The sequence below is a fragment of the Paraburkholderia sp. RL17-373-BIF-A genome, from assembly GCF_046030175.1.
Taxonomy (GTDB): domain Bacteria; phylum Pseudomonadota; class Gammaproteobacteria; order Burkholderiales; family Burkholderiaceae; genus Paraburkholderia.
In genome coordinates this window covers 1-16,321 of the sequence record NZ_JARESO010000049.1, presented here as the reverse complement: position 1 = coordinate 16,321, position 16,321 = coordinate 1, and the positions used below count along the sequence as shown (strand labels likewise).

The window sequence follows — 16,321 nt, the reverse complement described above, 5'->3', positions numbered from 1 at the left end:
GCACGGCTCGTTGGCGTGACCTGTGCGCCGATCCGAGACGTTCAGTGCTGCCCGACAGTCCCGTTCAATCCGTCCAGCAACTGCGCGCGCAGTTCATTAACGACAGGTCGCGCCTGTCGCGCGGCCTCGCTGTGTCGATGGCGGCAACGCAAGTCCCGCCACGCGCCAGGTCTTCAGCGGATCGCGTCGTGGTGGCGCTTCGCGATGCCGTCGAACGGTTGATGCGGAGTCCTCGAGCGACAGTGAATCGTCGGTAGCCATGGCGGTGTGGTCGGCTTACTTGCCTGCGTCGGCCGCGATAATTGGCTGCGCGGGCTTTGCATCGATCAACGCGTCGATGATCTGGTTCAGGTTCGTGTCCGGTTTAACCAGTTGCTCCTGCGTGAGAATAGGCGCAGCGGCCTTGAGCGCGGCGAGTTGTCTGGCGCCCGGTTGCGGGTGGCTGAAGTCGTTGCGGCTCAACTGCAGTTTCGCCACCGGCAGCGATACCTTCGATTCCTCGGCGACGATTTTCGCGGTCTCTTCAGGATGGGCCGCGATCCACAGGCGCGCCTTTTCGTAAACCGTCAGGACGTGCGCCAGCGTATCGGGATGCGCGCTGATGAAGTCTTCGCGCGCGTCGAGTAAGCCCCACGTATTGAAGTCGACGTTGCGGTACAGGAGGCGCGCGCCGTCGTCGATCTGCGCGGCGGCCAATGTGCGGATCGAGACCGGCCCACGCGTCCACCTGACCGTTGGCGAGCGCGACACGTCCATCGGGATGTTGCAGATTCACGATCTCGACGTCGTCGCGGGAAAGTCCGGCGGTATGCAGCGCACGCAGCGTAAATAGAAAAGGATCTGTGCCTTTGGTGGCGGCGATCTTTTTGCCCTTCAGATCAGCGAGTGTGCGGATCGGCGACGTTCGGCCGTCCGCCGATTCAGACGTGGTTGCCGCTTGCTGTGCACGCGGGTCATTCCGCGCCCGCGATGTCGATCTATCGTGAAGAGTTGCCGGTCGGCGAGGGCGTCGATCTCGCCGGGTTGAGCGCCGCCGAGGCCGAGCGTAACGCGCGGGTTGCCACGCGCGACGATGTCGTCGTCTCGCTCGTGGGCCTCGATGCGTTCAACTGGAAGCTCGCGCGTTTTACGCTGAGATCGGCGCCGCTGCGCGCGATCGAGGGTGTCGTCGGCTATGAAATCGCCTATCTGGCTGCGCCGGGGCTGGCGCGTCTGCGGGAGCTAACCGCGCATGCTGTGCCGACCACGCCGTTGAGCAGCACGCATGCCTGACGCCGGTTCGGTACGGCGATGCGCGCGGGCCCGAACGTTGCTGCGTCTACGGCAGCCGCCGCGTGCTTTTAGCGCGCCGCGTATGCTCATCCGCGCTTTGGAGATCCGTCATGACCGACCCGCAACGTCCCACGCCACCTTTTCCAAACCAGCAGCAGGACCAGACGCCGGGGCTAACCGCGCCCATGAAGCCGCAACCGGATCACGGCGAGCAATCGTATAAGGGCTCAGGGCGTCTTGCCGGCAAGGCCGCCATCATTACCGGCGGCGACAGTGGAATCGGCCGCGCTGTCGCCATTGCGTTCGCGCGTGAGGGCGCGGACGTGCTGATCGCCTACCTCAACGAAGACGACGATGCGCGCGAAACCGCGCGCTGGGTGGAGGATGCCGGCCGCAAGGCGTTGCTGCTGCGTGGCGACATCACGAACCCAGCGCACTGCAAGGAGATCGTCGAGCGAGCCGTCGAGGCGTTCGGGCGCCTCGACGTGCTGGTCAACAATGCGGCCTATCAGATGAGCTATCCGTCGCTCGAAGACATCAGCGATGAAGAATGGGACAAGACTTTCGATACCAACATCGGCGCGATGTTCAGGATTACGCGGGCGGCGGTGAAGTATATGAAGCCAGGGGCGTCGATCGTGAATACGTCGTCGATCAATGCGGATCATCCCAATCCGGGGTTGATCGCCTACGCGACCACCAAAGGTGCGATTCAGAATTTCACCGGCGGTCTTGCTCAATTGCTGGCGGAGAAGGGCATACGGGCGAATTGTGTCGCGCCCGGGCCGATCTGGACGCCTTTGATTCCGTCGACCATGCCGCGCGAGAAAGTCGAGAAATTCGGCGAGCAGGTGCCGATGAAACGCCCGGGCCAGCCGGCCGAACTGGCCGCCGCCTACGTGATGCTCGCCTCCGATGAAGCGAGCTATATCTCGGGCGCAACGATCGCGGTGACGGGCGGAGCGCCCATCATCTAAGATCACACGCGCGTACCCACGTTGCGTCAGCTTTCCGAGGTTGACCTGCGAACCGCCGCTGTTTCCGTGAACTTCAAATCGCGGCGCACGTCCCGTCTCCTGGCTGATGACGGGCGGCGAGAAGAGGGTGAGGACGTAGCAGCAGGGCGCCCGCTTTCCACCAGTTGACGAGACAGCGCTTCAAGCTTTTTGCGAAGGAGTTCGCTCGCCGCGATTTGTTCGTCGAGCGCAATGTCCCGTGATGCCAGTTCTCCTTCGACGCTCGCGCAACGTGTCATCGACGTCGACAACTGGGTTTTCGCCGCAGCGAGCGCATCGCGCAGCTGATCTCGTTCTGCCTGATGCGTGGCCTGCGCCTCGGCCATCCGATCGATAGCGGCCTGCAGTTCCTGGCGCGTCTGGCGCGCGGCCGTCCGCTCGCTGTCGATCTCCAGGAGCGCCCGCTTTTCAGTCGCGGCGAGGCGCTGTTCGCTCTGATTGTGCATGACGCGTAGCTTGCTCAACTCCTCGGCGAATTCCCGTCTGGCTTCCGACAGCGCCGTGGCGGCGGCCGCACTTTCGTTTCTGGACTGCGCGAGCTGATCAGCGAGCATGGTTTTGGCGGTTTCCAGTTCGACCAGGCGCGCGAGCAGCTTCGCGTTTTCAATGCGGACGTCTGCCGCGTCGCGGGACGTCTGCTCGGCGGCGGCGATCGCAGTGTCGCGTTCCGCAGCCAATCCTCGTGCATGTTCGCGTGCCTCGGCTGTTTCGCGCTGCGCGTCTTGCCTGAAGACTTCCAGCGCCGCATTGGCCGCGTCGCCCGATAGCCGCCAAAGCGTCGCCGCCAGTTCGCCGGCGGCGCTCGCGACTTCTGGCGGCAAATCTGGTTGCCCGACGTCGACCCGCGTCTTGTCCCTGACTTCCGTCCAGAAGTCCCGCAAGGCTTTCGCCGGAGCGCTCATGCTGCCTTTGCGAACAAGTTGATAGAGCTTGTTCGCTGTCGGCGTTTCTCCGTAACGGAAGAACATCAGCGCGCAAACCTCACGATAAAGCTCCTGCGTGTCCGGGACGCGCTCACGCAACGCTTCGATGTCGGCTTCAAGAGTCATGGGAATCCTTGGGCGGCTGTATCATCCGAATGTGTTGATAATACAACGTATAACGTTGAATACACAATTTACTCGTATCCGCTACACGACATTAGTACTATAATGTCGCGTATGATGTGCCGAATGCTTTTCGCGCAAGAATCTCGTCTTTGGAACCTTCAAAACCGTGCCTGATGCTCAACTCGTCACCGTTCAGCCCGTCGAATCGCTAGTCGTTCCCGAAATTCTCGACGGTCGTGACGGCACCAACCGTGGCGCAGCCGGTGGCTCACAGCTGTCGGCCACCAACGATCTGGACGCCGTCCGCGCGTGGCTGTCGAACTACGCCGACACCAAGACGACGTTCGACAACTACCGCAAGGAAGCCGAGCGGCTGCTGCTGTGGGCGGTCGTGCAACTCGGCAAGCCGCTGTCGTCGCTGACACATGAGGATCTGCTGCGGTTCAAGGGGTTTCTCGTCGATCCGCAGCCGGCGGCGCGCTGGGTTTCGGCCACCGGCGGCAAATTTCCCCGCGGCGACGAGCGCTGGCGTCCGTTCAATGGGCCGCTGTCGCCGGCCAGCCAGCGTCAGGCGCTGATCATCCTGAACGCGATGTTCACGTGGCTGGTCAACGCCGGCTATCTGCGCGGCAATCCCATGGCGCTGCTTCGACAGCGCGCCAAACGCTCCGCGCCCCGAGTGACGCGCTATCTGTCGACGTCGCTATGGGATGAAGTGAAGGTGTTTGTCGAGCAACTGCCGCGCGAGTCTGCCGATGAGCGGGCGTATTACGCCCGTAGCCGCTGGCTGACGACGCTTTTCTATCTTCAGGGCATGCGGATATCTGAAGTCGCCGGCGGGAAAATGGGCGACTTTTCCCGCCGGCTAGGCGCTGACGGCAAAGATCAGTGGTGGCTTGAAACGCTCGGCAAGGGGAACAAGGAGCGCATCGTCCCCGCCTCGCCTGAGCTGATTCAGGAAATGCGGCTTTACCGAACTGAAAATGGTTTGGCGCCTCTGCCCACCCGGAGCGAAGAAACACCGTTGGTCATTCCATTCAGAGGCCGGAACCGGAATCTGTCCCGCTCCGCCATTCACGACGCGATCAAGAGCATTTTTGGCAATGCCGCCAGTTGGTTGCGCTCCAAAGGCGCCGAGTTCGCCGATCGAGCGGACGAACTGGAAAGAGCATCGGCGCACTGGCTTCGACATACCGCGGGTTCGCATCAAGCAGACGGCGGTGTGGATCTGCGGACGATCCGTGACAATCTGGGCCACGTGTCACTCAACACGACCAGTCTTTACCTCCATACCGAAGACGATGCGCGCCATCGCGAAACAGTCGATCGCCACCGCATGAACTGGGACGATTCCAAACCTGAGGGGAAGTGAATCCGGCCGGCCCTGACCGCCCTGCAGCGGGTGCCAGAGCCGTCCCATCTCACTTGCGCTTAAGTTGCGAAATATCCCGCACCGCGCCGCGATCAGCCGAGGTCGCCAGCGCGGCGTAGGCCTGCAACGCTTGCGACACCACGCGTTCACGATTCACCGGCAGCCAGGCCTTGTCGCCGCGTGCCTCCATGGCTTCGCGACGGCGCGCCAGTTCCGCGTCCGACACCACCAGGTGCATCTTGCGGTTGGGAATGTCGATCTCGATCACATCGCCCTCTTCCACCAGGCCGATGTTGCCGCCTTCCGCAGCTTCCGGCGACGCGTGCCCGATCACCAGCCCGGACGAACCACCCGAGAAGCGGCCGTCGGTAAACAGCGCGCAGGTCTTACCCAATCCCTTGGACTTCAGATACGACGTGGGGTAAAGCATTTCCTGCATGCCGGGGCCGCCCTTGGGACCTTCGTAACGGATCACGACCACGTCGCCCGCCACGACCTTGTCGCCCAGAATGGCTTCGACGGCGTCGTCCTGGCTTTCGAAGACGCGAGCGCGTCCGGAGAAGATCCACTGCGATTCGTCGACACCGGCGGTCTTGACGATGCAGCCCTTGTCCGCGAGGTTGCCGTAAAGCACGGCGAGGCCGCCGTCTTTCGAATACGCGTTCTGCTTGCTACGGATGCAGCCGGTCTTGCGGTCGGTATCCAGCGACGCGAACGTGGCTTCCTGGCTGAACGCGACGGTGGTCGGAATGCCGCCCGGCGCCGCGCGGAAGAATTTCTGCGCTTCTTCGCCCGCGTCGCCGGCCACGTCCCACTTGGCGATGGCGTTGCCCAGCGTGCCGCTATGCACGTTGCCGCACGACAGGTCGAGCAGCTCCGCGCGGGCCAGCTCGCCGAGAATGCCGAGAATGCCGCCGGCACGATGCACGTCTTCGATATGGTATTTGTCGGTGGCGGGCGCCGCTTTGCACAGGCACGGCACCTTGCGCGAGATGCGATCGATGTCGGACATCGTGAAATCGACGCCGGCTTCCTGCGCCGCTGCCAGCAGGTGCAGCACGGTATTGGTCGAACCGCCCATGGCCACGTCGAGCGCCATGGCGTTCTCGAACGCCTGCTTGCTCGCGATGCTGCGCGGCAGGACCGACACGTCTTCTTCCTGATAGTAGCGGCGGCACAGGTCCACCACCAGGCGGCCGGCCTGCTCGAACAGGCCCTTGCGCCATGCATGCGTGGCGACGATCGTGCCGTTGCCGGGGAGCGCCAGGCCGATCGCTTCGGTCAGGCAGTTCATCGAGTTCGCGGTGAACATGCCCGAGCAGGAACCGCACGTCGGGCAGGCGCTGCGCTCGACCTCGGCCACTTCGGCGTCGCTGATCTTCGGGTCGGCCGCCTTGATCATCGCGTCGATCAGGTCGATCTTGGCGATCACCTGGCCGTCCGTCGGCGATTTGACCTTGCCCGCTTCCATCGGACCGCCGGAAACGAACACGACGGGGATGTTCAGGCGCATGGCGGCCATCAGCATGCCCGGCGTGATCTTGTCGCAATTGGAGATGCAGACCATGGCGTCGGCGCAGTGCGCGTTGACCATGTACTCCACCGAGTCGGCGATCAGTTCGCGCGAGGGCAGCGAATACAGCATGCCGCCGTGACCCATGGCGATGCCGTCGTCCACGGCAATGGTGTTGAATTCCTTGGCGACGCCGCCGGCCGCTTCGATTTCCTTCGCGACCAACGCGCCGAGGTCGCGCAGATGCACATGGCCCGGCACGAACTGCGTGAACGAGTTCACCACCGCAATAATGGGCTTGCCGAAATCTCCGTCCTTCATTCCGGTGGCGCGCCACAAGGCGCGTGCGCCGGCCATGTTGCGGCCATGGGTCGAAGTTTTCGATCGATAGTCAGGCATCTGTGTCCTCAGGTATTGGGGTCGTCGACATTGGAATTGTGCCCAGGCCGCCACATGCACCATCGCGAACGGCGACCGGCGCGGCGATTGCCGCAGGGTGGCCCGCAATGGCGCGCGCGTGCGCGTGCGGCTGGGAAGGTACGAATAGTGCGAGAGGACGCTTAAGACGTCCAATATATTTTTCCGGTGCAATTAAGTCGGAAAAGATATTAATGGACGGTCGGCGCAGGCGAGGAAGTGGCGGTTGCGTGAACGTTCCGCCGGGCGGCGCATCAGCGGAAACCGTATTCAGGGTTGCCACGATCGAAAATGGATTCGCTCCACTGACGAGGCACGACATCTTCGAAGCGGATCAGCTCCAGCAGGCCGCCCTGTTCGTCCCACGCGGCTTCGCCACAGGGCCAGGTGTGCTGAAGATCGAACAGCAGTCTGACGCGCGGCGCGTAATGCGCGGGCGGTCCTGACGGAGCGGTCCATGTCCACGCAAGCAATCGCGTGCCGTGCGCGTTCATGAGTTCGATGCGGCCCGGCTTTTCGCTGAGGCCCTCTTCACGAAAGCTGCGCGCATCGTGCTCGACAGTGCGCGCGATGAACTGCAAGCCGAGATCCCGGACGCTATGGCGGGACTGGGCGTGCGCGAACGGGCCGTCGACGGCGACCTTGCCCGACACGAGACGCAGCCGGCCGCCCAGATGGCCGAACATGCTTTTCGGGTCCGTGGTTTCGTCGTAAAGGATCTCCTGGCCCGCATGAGCGCCATCAGGCAGCCATTTTGCGTAGACTTTTCGAGGGCTGTGCTGGTAGCGGATAAGCATGTGATCGGGGCGCTCCGGCCATCTTCCGGATATGCGCTCCTGACGGAACATGCTGTATTCGTAGGCGTCTTCGGCAATCATGTCGGACTTCGCGTACTCGACGAAGGCCTCAGGCTTCATCGCGTCCATCAGGGCAAGGATCTGATCGTCGGTCAGGGACAGAATCGAGTGGTTTTCGATCCGCGTGCGCAATGACGCTGCCTGTTCGCGAGCCGGGAGACACCGGAACTGCTCGATATCCGCATTCACGGTATCCGACGTGGCAACATCCGCGCATCCCGCCGCTGCGCCGGATGAAGCCGGCGCAATCGGGCTGGTCGATTGGGCGAACGCACCCATTGAGACGATCAGGCACGTCAAGGCGAGCCCATGCAACAACGTCCGCGCGATTGTCCGCCATCCCGCAGCAGGCAGCGTGTGCCGGCGTACCGGATGATTGGAGATGCCAAATCCGCAAAACGTCATGGGTTTAATCCGTGGCTCGTTTACCGGCGTTTGAAGGGTTGCCCTAGCATGCTGCATGCGTCGATCGCCATGGGTCGCAATTGCGCCTCAGAGAGTTGACCGGTCAGCGCGCAGCCCGTTCCCTGGCTCCCCCAGTAGAACGTGCTGCGATTGCCGTCACGAAACAGGCGGAATGCTGTCGCATCCTTTGGAACCGCTGCGACGTACATCGTGAGCCGGGCGCCTGCCGTGTTCTGATACATGAATTGCGCGGCAGGCCCGGACTCGCCGGGCAGCAGGCGGCCGCCCATCAGCGAATACCCATATTCCCGAAGCGAAGCCACCGTCAACTGTCGATCGAGGCGCCGTGACAACCAGTTGACCAGTTGATCGCGTTGCAGCGCCGCGACCTCCACGGGGTGACGTTGCTCGGGCGCGTACACCGCGAAAGCGATGTCGGCGCGCTCCGCGAACACGGGTGGAGCGGCCGCGAAATTCGCCGACACCCAACCGGATGACGAGCCGAGCGCCACGCCTATCGCCATGCAGGAGGCTGCGAGGCCAGCCTGCCGCCACCACGGCGTGAAGCGGCGGCGCACGATGATGCAGCGCGCGTCGTCTCGCGGATCCCTGAACAATGCTGCCAGCGCGGCTTTTTGCGCGCGGTAGTCGCCCACGCGTTCGGCCGCTCCCAGGTCGGTTGCCAGCCAATGGAGCGCGGCTGCGCGCTCCGACGCGGAGAGTTCATTGTCGGCAAACGCCGATAGCGGCCGCAGATCGGTACCACCCAAGCCTTGAGTCCTCCGGTCACGGTCGTCGTTCATGGCTAGTTTGCAGGTTGCAACTGCCCTGCCCTGATGCCTCTTGATGACGGAATGCCGTCCGTCGCAGATCCACGCACACGCGCGGTGAATCGGAGCCCGCGGCATAACCCCTACTTTCTAGCCGGGAATGACGTTCCGGCACAGAACGGGCTCGAAATATCCGGCGCCAATACCGTGAGTAAACGTCCGCATGGTGCGCTCTATTCCAATCGTATGAAGTGAGCGTTTGCCGTTGCGTATCTGTTTATCGCGCAAAGGTCCGCCCGCCGCTCAGGCGAGTCAATTTCGCCAAGCCTACTCAGCATGAAGGTTTACGCGAAAGATGGAATAGGCGCTCGCACCGGATCGTTTAGACAGCATGTCCGAACCAACGGCAGACTTCGATGAACATTCGACAGCAGCACTTCATTCGGCCTGTCGGCACAACGCTGCTGATGGCATCCATGGCGTTGGTCGCCGGCTGCGGAGGCGGTGGTGGTAGCGGCAGCAGCACGTCGATGGTTTCGATCGCCGGCACCGCGGCAACCGGCAAGGCACTTGCGAACGCGACGATCAACATCGACTGCGTGCGGGGCTCGATGTCGGTTGCGGCGGATGCGAACGGAAACTACCACGCGACGCTCGGCGCAGTGATGCCCTGCCTGATCGCCGCAACCTCGGGCGTGACGATGCTGCATTCCGTTGCATTCGCCGGCGGCACGTACAACGTCACGCCGGAGACGGATCTGCTGGTGTCGTATCTGGCGGCGCAACTCGGCACGAATGAAACCGGACTGATCGCCGGCTTCGGGGTGAACACACAGTTCCAGCAGACGCTCGCGAATCAGACCGACGTGCTGACCGCGCAGGCCGCGGTCGTCCAGAATCTACAGCAAACGTATGGTGTTACGCTGTCCGCACCCAATTTCCTGACCACCACGTTCGCTGCCGGTCAGCCTGGCGAGGACAGTGATCTCGAAGCCCTCCTCGCTCGCGGCGCCATCGACGCCAACGGTGAACCGGCCGCCGCCGCCGTCGCGCTGATGGCCACGGCGGGAGCGGCACATCCGATTGCGGTATCACCGAATAACAGCACGGGTGGGACCGGGGTCGGCGGCATTGGAAGCTCGGGCGGCATGATGTGACCCGACAGGTCGAGCCACATGACGCCCGCGAGTCAGAGCAATTCCATGGTGACGTCCCCCGCTAAATGGCTGCGGCTGGAGCTGGAAGAACGCGCGCGAAACAGAGTCGTGAACTCTTCCGCCGGCAGAGGTCGCGAAAAAAGATAGCCCTGTCCCGCCTGGCAAGACCATTCCCGAAGGAGCCGCGCCTGCTCATCCGTTTCAATCCCCTCGGCCGTGACAGACAAGCCAAGAGACTGCGCCATGGAGATGACGGCTCGAACGATTGCGTCGTCCTCGGCACTCGTGCCGATGCCCTGAACGAAGGAGCGGTCGATCTTCAGCACATCCAGCGGCAGCTTGCGAAGATAGCTTAGCGACGAGTAACCCGTACCGAAGTCGTCGATTGCGATCGTTACGCCAAACTCTTTCAGCTTACGGAGCGTCTCGATGCTCTTTGCCGTATCCCGCATGATCAGACCTTCCGTCACCTCCAGTTTCAGCGCCGCTGCGCCGATCTGAGCACTGGACAGCGCCGCCGCCACGTCGGCAACGAGGTTGGGATCATCGAACTGCCGGGGCGAGAGATTGACACTGATCTGCAGGGGCGGCTCGGTTGGGAACTCCTGCTGCCAGCGGGCGACTTGCTGGCAAGCCTCTTCGAGTACGTATCGTCCGAGCGGAATGATCAGGCCGCTTTCTTCTGCAATCGCAATGAACTCGGATGGCGGCAACAAACCTCGCGTGGGGTGCTGCCACCTCACGAGCGCTTCCATTTCACTGAACCCTGCTGCCTGAAGCTGCATGATGGGCTGAAAATACACGCGTAGTTCACGATGCTCGATCGCGTAACGCAGGTCCGTCTCGATCTCCAGCTTCTTGACGGCTTCGGTGTGCATGTCTTCTTCGAACACCACATAGCGGCCCTTGCCGCCGTTCTTGGCCCGGTACATCGCAACGTCGGCGTCCCGCAACAACGTTTCAGCATCGCCGCGGCCACCGCCGGCGCGCGCGAATGCGAGCCCGACGCTCGCGCTGACGATGTACTGCTTGTTGTCGAGATCGAATGGTTGACTGAATTGAGCAAGGATGTTGTCCGCGACCAGAGTGCCTTCGCTGGTTGCTTCGCTGCCGAGGTGTTCCAGCAGGATGACGAACTCGTCTCCGCCCAATCGCGCGACGGTATCGGAGGGACGAACGCAGCCTTCGAGGCGCTTGGCCGCTGCGATCAGCAGCCGGTCTCCCACGTGATGCCCAAGGCTGTCATTGACGCGCTTGAAGTTATCCAGGTCGATGAAAACGACGCCGATCATCGCATTGCGCCGACGCGCGCGAACTTCGGCCTGGCCAATCCGATCGAGCAGCAGTGCGCGGTTCGGTAACGCGGTGAGCGTATCGTAGAACGCCCGTCGCGCGAGTTGCTCCTCGAAGTTCTTTCTTTCGGTGATGTCGCTCGCTGTCGCCACGATCGCACCGACCGCCGGTTCGTCGAGCAGATTCGTCAAAGTAAGCTGAATATAGCGCCAGTTATCGCCCTCGCCTCGCGTGCGAATCTCGATCGACTTCGTGGATCGAGCCGTCGACGCCACGGTTTGCAACAGATCCGCCAGCGCGGGACGATCAGTGGGATGAATCGGACCGAGCAGACTGGTGCCGACGAGCTGACCCATGTTCCGCAACGGATCCGGTCTTCGCGTCGGCGCCTCGTAAGTCACTGTCCCATTGACGTCGGAAACGAGTATCGCGTCCGACGTGTTCGCGACAAGCGCCTGCAGCCGCTGTTCGCTCGTGCGTAGTGCATCCTGGGCCGCCGCGTCCGCGTTCTTGCGAATACGCCGCAGCATCTGCAGAAACAGCAGCGTCAGCCCCACCCCGATCGCCAGAACCACCGGGGTCGATATCAGAACGATCCGTTGCACGGCAACGAGCCGGTTGAGTTGCGTCGTCGCATCGTCGCGATGCTGTGCCGCGGCTGCAAGGACCTGGTGCTCGATATCGTCGAAGAGCGGATCGGCGGAATCCTCGTCGATCTCATTGGCTTTGGCGATGTCGTGATCGTCGACGGCCTTGAACATCGGCTTCGCGAACGATCGATACTTCGCGTGCTTCTCCAGCAGGCCGAGCAGCATCGTGCTGCTGCCGGGTTCAAGCACCATCGCCTTCTTCAGCGAAGCATCCAGTGCCGCGCCGGCTTCGCTGTGCTCCCGCAGAACTTCCGGACGTGGGTCGAGGAAGTACTTGCGTTCGGCCGACTCCTCCCATGCGACGCTATAGCGGGCTTCCTCGAAAGCGTTATCCGCCTCGTTGGCGGCTTGCGCGGCGAAACCGGCGCTCAAGCTTTCATAGGCTCCCCAGAAGGCCAGAAGCGGCACGCTCAGCAGAACGAGGATCAGTCCAAATACTGCGGTGCGCCGCGCCGGCGGTACATTCAATGCCGACTGCTCCAATGGGTCTGCCCCTGAATTGCCTCGCCACAGGTAACGACGCCTTTGGGTATCTTTCTTTCTGGTCACGATTGCTCCAATGTGGAACGTCACGTCGACGGGTTGATCTGTTCGAGCAGGCTGGGCGGAAGGCCATCAGAGGTGCCGGTCTTCTGGGAGAAGACGCGCGCATCCTGAAGTCGTGGCCCTGAGCGTGACTCAATTCATTCCTTGACTCCGAATCGCGTCGATGACGAACGACGCTGATTCCGGCCCGCGTTTTATCGGACCACCGCTTGTTTACGGCACACGCCGGATTTTCTGGAGGTCTCGCGCTGTCGTTCCACGCCGGGAACATGGTTTTGCCGTAGACGGATTTTGTTCGCCGGCTTTTCGCACGATCATAGACACCATTCCCGCTCGCGAAAGCGAGCCGACAATCGTAGCGAGGAGACAGTATGCAAGCGGCCATTCCGACGCCAACGGGCTGTAGTGAGCAAGCAGAAGCCGCCCGATTCCGCTGGGTGATTCTATTTTTCGCGTGGGCCGGGCTCATGTTGAGCACGGTCTGCCGCCTCGCCTGGGGAACGCTGGCACTTCCCGCCGGACAGTCGCTCGGGCTTCCCATTGCCGCCCTCGGTGTGTTTGTCACGGCGTTCTACGCGGGCTACGTTCTCTCCAATGTCGTGGGTGGTGTCACGACCGATCGGATCGGTGGCCGCACAACCCTGTCGGTCTCCCTTTTCGGCCTCGCAGTCGCGACGTTCTGCTTCGGGTACACCCCCTCATTAGCTGTGGGGCTCGTATTGCAATGCATCATGGGGCTCACCGCGGGCGCCGACTACGCGGCCGGCGTGAAACTCGTTTCGACATGGTTTACCCGGCACGAACGCGGCAGAGCCGTCGGTCTGCTGATGAGCGCGTCGTCCATCGCGGTCATCGTAACCAACGCGGTTCTGCCTGGCGTCGTCACCCAGCTTGGCTGGCGCAACACCTATCACGGACTCGGTATTTGCGCGCTGATACTGGCAATCCTGACTGCGGTGATCGTCCGCAACCATTCCATCCATTCCGACGTCCATCTGTCGGGACGCACCTCGGAAAAGTTGCGTCTGAGGACCCTCCTCACGCGCAACTTCGTTTTGCTTGCGCTCGCAGGCTGCGGCGGGTTCTGGGGCACACTTGGCTTTGCGTCATGGGCGATTTCGCTCATGGTCAAAGGACATCACCTCGTTCCGGTGCAAGCAGGGTTCATTGTGGCGATCGCAGGGGTTGCAGGGCTCGTCAGCAAACCGTCGATCGGCTGGCTCTCCGACCAACTGGGCGGACGCCGCAAAGCATTGACAGTCGCGTCGTTTCTCTTCTTCTTTGTGGTTCTGCTGGCGTTCGGCCAGCTTTCAGATATCGATGCATTTCGTCTCGCGGCTCCGTTCGTCGGTATCGGCGCATTCGTCTACAGCCCGCTGCTGGTGACGCTGGTTGCCGAACAGAGCGGCATCAATCGGGCTGGCTCTGCCGCCGGCATCGCGAATGCGGTCTGGCAGTCGGGCTCGGCGATGTCGCCGGCTGTCGTAGGTCTCGTGTTTCAGGCTAGCCACTCATTTCAGATGGCCTTTGCCGCGCTCGCAGTGGGCCCGCTGCTGGGCGCGATCTGCATGCTGTTTGTGAAAGAGCACGTCAGCCGATAATCATCCGGCGACCTGCGCCATGCCGCGACAAACATCGCCCGCATGGCGCTTCAAGTTGCAATAGCCATGTTTCAACTTCCGACCAGCACGCCTGGGCAAAAGCGCCACCATCATCAAGAGAGGACTGGAATGAACCACATTACCCATACTTTCGATACGCCGTGGAGATCGCATCAGATTGAAGGATCACGCGGCTACGAATTCATCTTCAACATTCTGGGCACCGAATACACCGATGCCTACAACATCGATATTGCGAAGGTGGCTCCAGGCGGATATTCGCCATTGCATATTGATCAGGATAACCACGCGTTTTACATCCTCGACGGCGAAGGCGAAATTGACATCGCCGATAAGTGTTTTCAGGTCAAACCAGGATCAGTCGTGCGGATTCCGCGCGGCGTGGTGCATGCGATCCGAAATATTGGCGAGGGCTGGTTGATGTTGCTTAGCATTTATGACCCGCCTCGCATCCGCAAGCAGCAGGCGGTGGAAACCACCTGAGGTCGATCGTTTGAAGGGGCTGGCGATTGGGCGTGGCGCCCAGACAGGCCGCTGCGGTCTTCAGTCTGCAGCGGCCACCGTCTCTAGAAGTAGTGGCGCAGGCCGATTGCCGCGACGCCCTGCGCGGAACTCGAGCTAAGTGACATTCCGAATAGCTGAGCCTGACGCCCACCCGTCGCATGCTGGAAGACGTAGGTCACGTAGATATCCGTGGCCTTGCTGAATTTGTAGTCGTAGATCACGCCATATGTGCTGCGAATGCTTGCGTAGAAGACATTTTTCGGACCATTGTTCTTGTCGAGGAACGTGTATTCCGCTCCGACAACCTGGAACGGCGTGATGTTGTACCGGACACCGACATCGAAGATGTCGGCCACGTCGCCGGTAAGCGTCCACCTCGAATTGGTGTAGAGCGCATTGAAGATGAAATCGCCGAAAGATGCCGTGCCGCCTACGCCTAGCGTACGCAGCGTGCTCGGCGTCAGATTGTCCTTCCGTGTCGTGTAGACGGCGCCCAAAAGCGCACCGGTCGTCGTCCATGTCGCTCCATAGCTTTGCGTGCTATTGGGCGATCCGATTCCGGGCGCATCGCCGAACCCGTACATCGCGCCGAAGTGGAGCGACTCCACAGGGCTCCACGTCGCCTTCACTGAGCTGTCGACTTCACCTCCACCAATGCGATCAAGCGAGGGATTGCTGCCGTTGTTCCCAAAGAAGTTGGCGTTGATTGCGGGGTGAAATTCCAGCGATGTGCCGTACCAGGAATTCGCCGTGGTCTGCAGGTAGTCCAGCATGAAATCGGGCTGTCGTCCGAATAGCACCTGCACCTTGTCGTTTGCCAGTCCGACATAGGCGTAGCGCCCGAATATTCTCTGAGCAGTCGCTGTGCTCTGCCCCAGCACGCCGTTATTCAACGAAAACCCGCTTTCGAGCCTGAATACCGCCCTGAGCCCCCCGCCAAGATCCTCACGGCCTTGAAGACCCCATCGGTCTCCACGCATCATGCTGCTGGCCTCCTGCACACTATGGTGACCACCTTGATTCGTGGTGTATTGAATCCCAACGTCAAGGATTCCGTACAATGTAACGGAACTCTGCGCGTGCGAGATGGGTGTGGCCGTTGCAACAACAGCTGCAACGCCTGGATAGAACCATGACTTCACTTTTGTCCCCTTGTACCGATGAGTTTCACAAAATCGCTGCTTGCGTGACGGCACGTTCTATTGATTGAGTTGGCCGTACCATGCTCCGTGCAATGACTCAAAAGTGCCCAGCCATTATTCAGCGCACAAGGCTCCGGACTGGAACACCACATTCCGAATCTGGTCATCCGGGTTTTCACGGTGTTAGCGAGAACGTGCCTATGGGATTCGGTAAAAGATTTCTTGCACCGCAGGACGCCAGTGCGCGGATCAGCCGGCGTTCAGATTTCGCGTGGAGACGAGGCGCGACGTTTCACTCGTGGAGCGCCGAAGCGAATGGATTCCCCTCTCGGGGAAGGAGGTCAGCGCAGCGAGATCTACCGCGTTTCGCTGCTGAAATGAGTGGCCAGAAAGTCCACGAATGACCGTACTTTGGGTGACAGCGTTCGGTGCCGTGGAAAGACCGCGTTGATCTCCCGCTCGCCTCTTTCCCAATCCGGCATCACGCGCACCAATCTGCCATCTGCTATGTCTTGATGACACAGATAGTCAGGCAACCAGGCCAATCCCGATCCAGACAACAAGACTGTCCGGAGTGTGCTCGTGTCATTGGCAAAGAAGCGCGGATGGACGCCGACGGTCGACAACTCCTCGGCTCGACGCAAGCGCCACTCGGACGGGCCGTCGGCAATGTCGAGGAGAAAATGGGCGGGAAGATCTTCCGGCGACTCAGGTGTGCCGCTCTTGCGGAGATAAG

General features: G+C 61.6%; 13 protein-coding genes and 1 pseudogene. 6 read left to right on the top strand and 8 right to left on the bottom strand.

Annotated elements, in window-relative coordinates:
• Positions 1 to 276: 276 nt before the first annotated feature.
• Positions 277 to 907 (bottom strand): annotated as a pseudogene (locus P0D80_RS37305) (aliphatic sulfonate ABC transporter substrate-binding protein); the annotation flags it as partial.
• Between P0D80_RS37305 and P0D80_RS37300 the strand changes: the two are divergent.
• Complete coding sequence (locus P0D80_RS37300; protein ID WP_408291289.1) at positions 886 to 1,272, top strand: DUF4865 family protein; 387 nt, start codon at positions 886 to 888, stop codon at positions 1,270 to 1,272. The pseudogene P0D80_RS37305 and the gene P0D80_RS37300 overlap by 22 nt on opposite strands.
• Before the next feature lie 110 nt (positions 1,273 to 1,382).
• Positions 1,383 to 2,249 (top strand): SDR family oxidoreductase, encoded by an 867-nt coding sequence (locus P0D80_RS37295; RefSeq protein WP_408291287.1) that lies wholly within the window; start codon positions 1,383 to 1,385, stop codon positions 2,247 to 2,249.
• 26 nt (positions 2,250 to 2,275) lie between these two features.
• Here P0D80_RS37295 and P0D80_RS37290 read toward each other — a convergent pair whose 3' ends face one another.
• Positions 2,276 to 3,337: a DNA-binding protein gene (locus P0D80_RS37290; RefSeq protein ID WP_408291285.1), complete on the bottom strand. Its 1,062-nt coding sequence runs from the start codon at positions 3,335 to 3,337 to the stop codon at positions 2,276 to 2,278.
• Positions 3,338 to 3,503: 166 nt separating this feature from the next.
• Here P0D80_RS37290 and P0D80_RS37285 point away from each other — a divergent pair, with 166 nt between their 5' ends.
• Positions 3,504 to 4,709: a tyrosine-type recombinase/integrase gene (locus tag P0D80_RS37285; protein WP_408291283.1), complete on the top strand. Its 1,206-nt coding sequence runs from the start codon at positions 3,504 to 3,506 to the stop codon at positions 4,707 to 4,709.
• A gap of 49 nt (positions 4,710 to 4,758) precedes the next feature.
• Here the strand turns inward: P0D80_RS37285 and ilvD are convergent, their stop codons facing one another.
• The 3 genes from ilvD to P0D80_RS37270 all read right to left on the bottom strand — a co-directional run bounded on the left by ilvD (position 4,759) and on the right by P0D80_RS37270 (position 8,704).
• Positions 4,759 to 6,621 carry a dihydroxy-acid dehydratase gene (gene ilvD, locus P0D80_RS37280; protein ID WP_408291281.1) on the bottom strand — a complete coding sequence of 621 codons (1,863 nt, stop codon included), beginning with the start codon at positions 6,619 to 6,621 and terminating at the stop codon, positions 4,759 to 4,761.
• Positions 6,622 to 6,893: 272 nt separating this feature from the next.
• On the bottom strand, positions 6,894 to 7,901 hold the full coding sequence (locus P0D80_RS37275) for a DUF1571 domain-containing protein (protein ID WP_408291279.1): 1,008 nt from the start codon (positions 7,899 to 7,901) through the stop codon (positions 6,894 to 6,896).
• A 20-nt stretch (positions 7,902 to 7,921) separates the two neighbouring features.
• Entirely contained in the window at positions 7,922 to 8,704 is a 783-nt protein-coding gene (locus P0D80_RS37270; RefSeq protein WP_408291277.1) for an anti-sigma factor family protein, read from the bottom strand.
• 383 nt (positions 8,705 to 9,087) lie between these two features.
• Here P0D80_RS37270 and P0D80_RS37265 point away from each other — a divergent pair, with 383 nt between their 5' ends.
• Complete coding sequence (locus P0D80_RS37265) at positions 9,088 to 9,828, top strand: hypothetical protein (protein WP_408176851.1); 741 nt, start codon at positions 9,088 to 9,090, stop codon at positions 9,826 to 9,828.
• 32 nt (positions 9,829 to 9,860) lie between these two features.
• Here P0D80_RS37265 and P0D80_RS37260 read toward each other — a convergent pair whose 3' ends face one another.
• On the bottom strand, positions 9,861 to 12,239 hold the full coding sequence (locus tag P0D80_RS37260) for a putative bifunctional diguanylate cyclase/phosphodiesterase (protein WP_408291274.1): 2,379 nt from the start codon (positions 12,237 to 12,239) through the stop codon (positions 9,861 to 9,863).
• A 449-nt stretch (positions 12,240 to 12,688) separates the two neighbouring features.
• Between P0D80_RS37260 and P0D80_RS37255 the strand changes: the two genes are divergently transcribed.
• Positions 12,689 to 13,918: an MFS transporter gene (locus P0D80_RS37255; RefSeq protein WP_408291272.1), complete on the top strand. Its 1,230-nt coding sequence runs from the start codon at positions 12,689 to 12,691 to the stop codon at positions 13,916 to 13,918.
• A gap of 129 nt (positions 13,919 to 14,047) precedes the next feature.
• Positions 14,048 to 14,422 (top strand): cupin domain-containing protein, encoded by a 375-nt coding sequence (locus P0D80_RS37250; protein WP_408176847.1) that lies wholly within the window; start codon positions 14,048 to 14,050, stop codon positions 14,420 to 14,422.
• An 83-nt stretch (positions 14,423 to 14,505) separates the two neighbouring features.
• On the opposite strand, the gene P0D80_RS37245 is transcribed toward P0D80_RS37250, so the two are convergent.
• Both P0D80_RS37245 and P0D80_RS37240 read right to left on the bottom strand, forming a co-directional pair.
• Positions 14,506 to 15,585 carry a porin gene (locus P0D80_RS37245; RefSeq protein ID WP_408291270.1) on the bottom strand — a complete coding sequence of 360 codons (1,080 nt, stop codon included), beginning with the start codon at positions 15,583 to 15,585 and terminating at the stop codon, positions 14,506 to 14,508.
• Positions 15,586 to 15,941: 356 nt separating this feature from the next.
• Positions 15,942 to 16,321, bottom strand: a 380-nt coding sequence (locus P0D80_RS37240) for a substrate binding domain-containing protein (protein ID WP_408291267.1), incomplete at its 5' end; no start/stop codon positions are given.

Excerpts from the sequence above, each read along its gene's own strand:
- P0D80_RS37275 (WP_408291279.1), bottom strand. The coding sequence starts at position 7,901 with ATGACGTTTTGCGGATTTGGCATCTCCAATCATCCGGTACGCCGGCAC.
- P0D80_RS37250 (WP_408176847.1), top strand. The coding sequence starts at position 14,048 with ATGAACCACATTACCCATACTTTCGATACGCCGTGGAGATCGCATCAG.
- ilvD (WP_408291281.1), bottom strand. The coding sequence starts at position 6,621 with ATGCCTGACTATCGATCGAAAACTTCGACCCATGGCCGCAACATGGCC.
- P0D80_RS37255 (WP_408291272.1), top strand. The coding sequence starts at position 12,689 with ATGCAAGCGGCCATTCCGACGCCAACGGGCTGTAGTGAGCAAGCAGAA.
- P0D80_RS37265 (WP_408176851.1), top strand. The coding sequence starts at position 9,088 with ATGAACATTCGACAGCAGCACTTCATTCGGCCTGTCGGCACAACGCTG.
- P0D80_RS37295 (WP_408291287.1), top strand. The coding sequence starts at position 1,383 with ATGACCGACCCGCAACGTCCCACGCCACCTTTTCCAAACCAGCAGCAG.
- P0D80_RS37290 (WP_408291285.1), bottom strand. The coding sequence starts at position 3,337 with ATGACTCTTGAAGCCGACATCGAAGCGTTGCGTGAGCGCGTCCCGGAC.
- P0D80_RS37270 (WP_408291277.1), bottom strand. The coding sequence starts at position 8,704 with ATGAACGACGACCGTGACCGGAGGACTCAAGGCTTGGGTGGTACCGAT.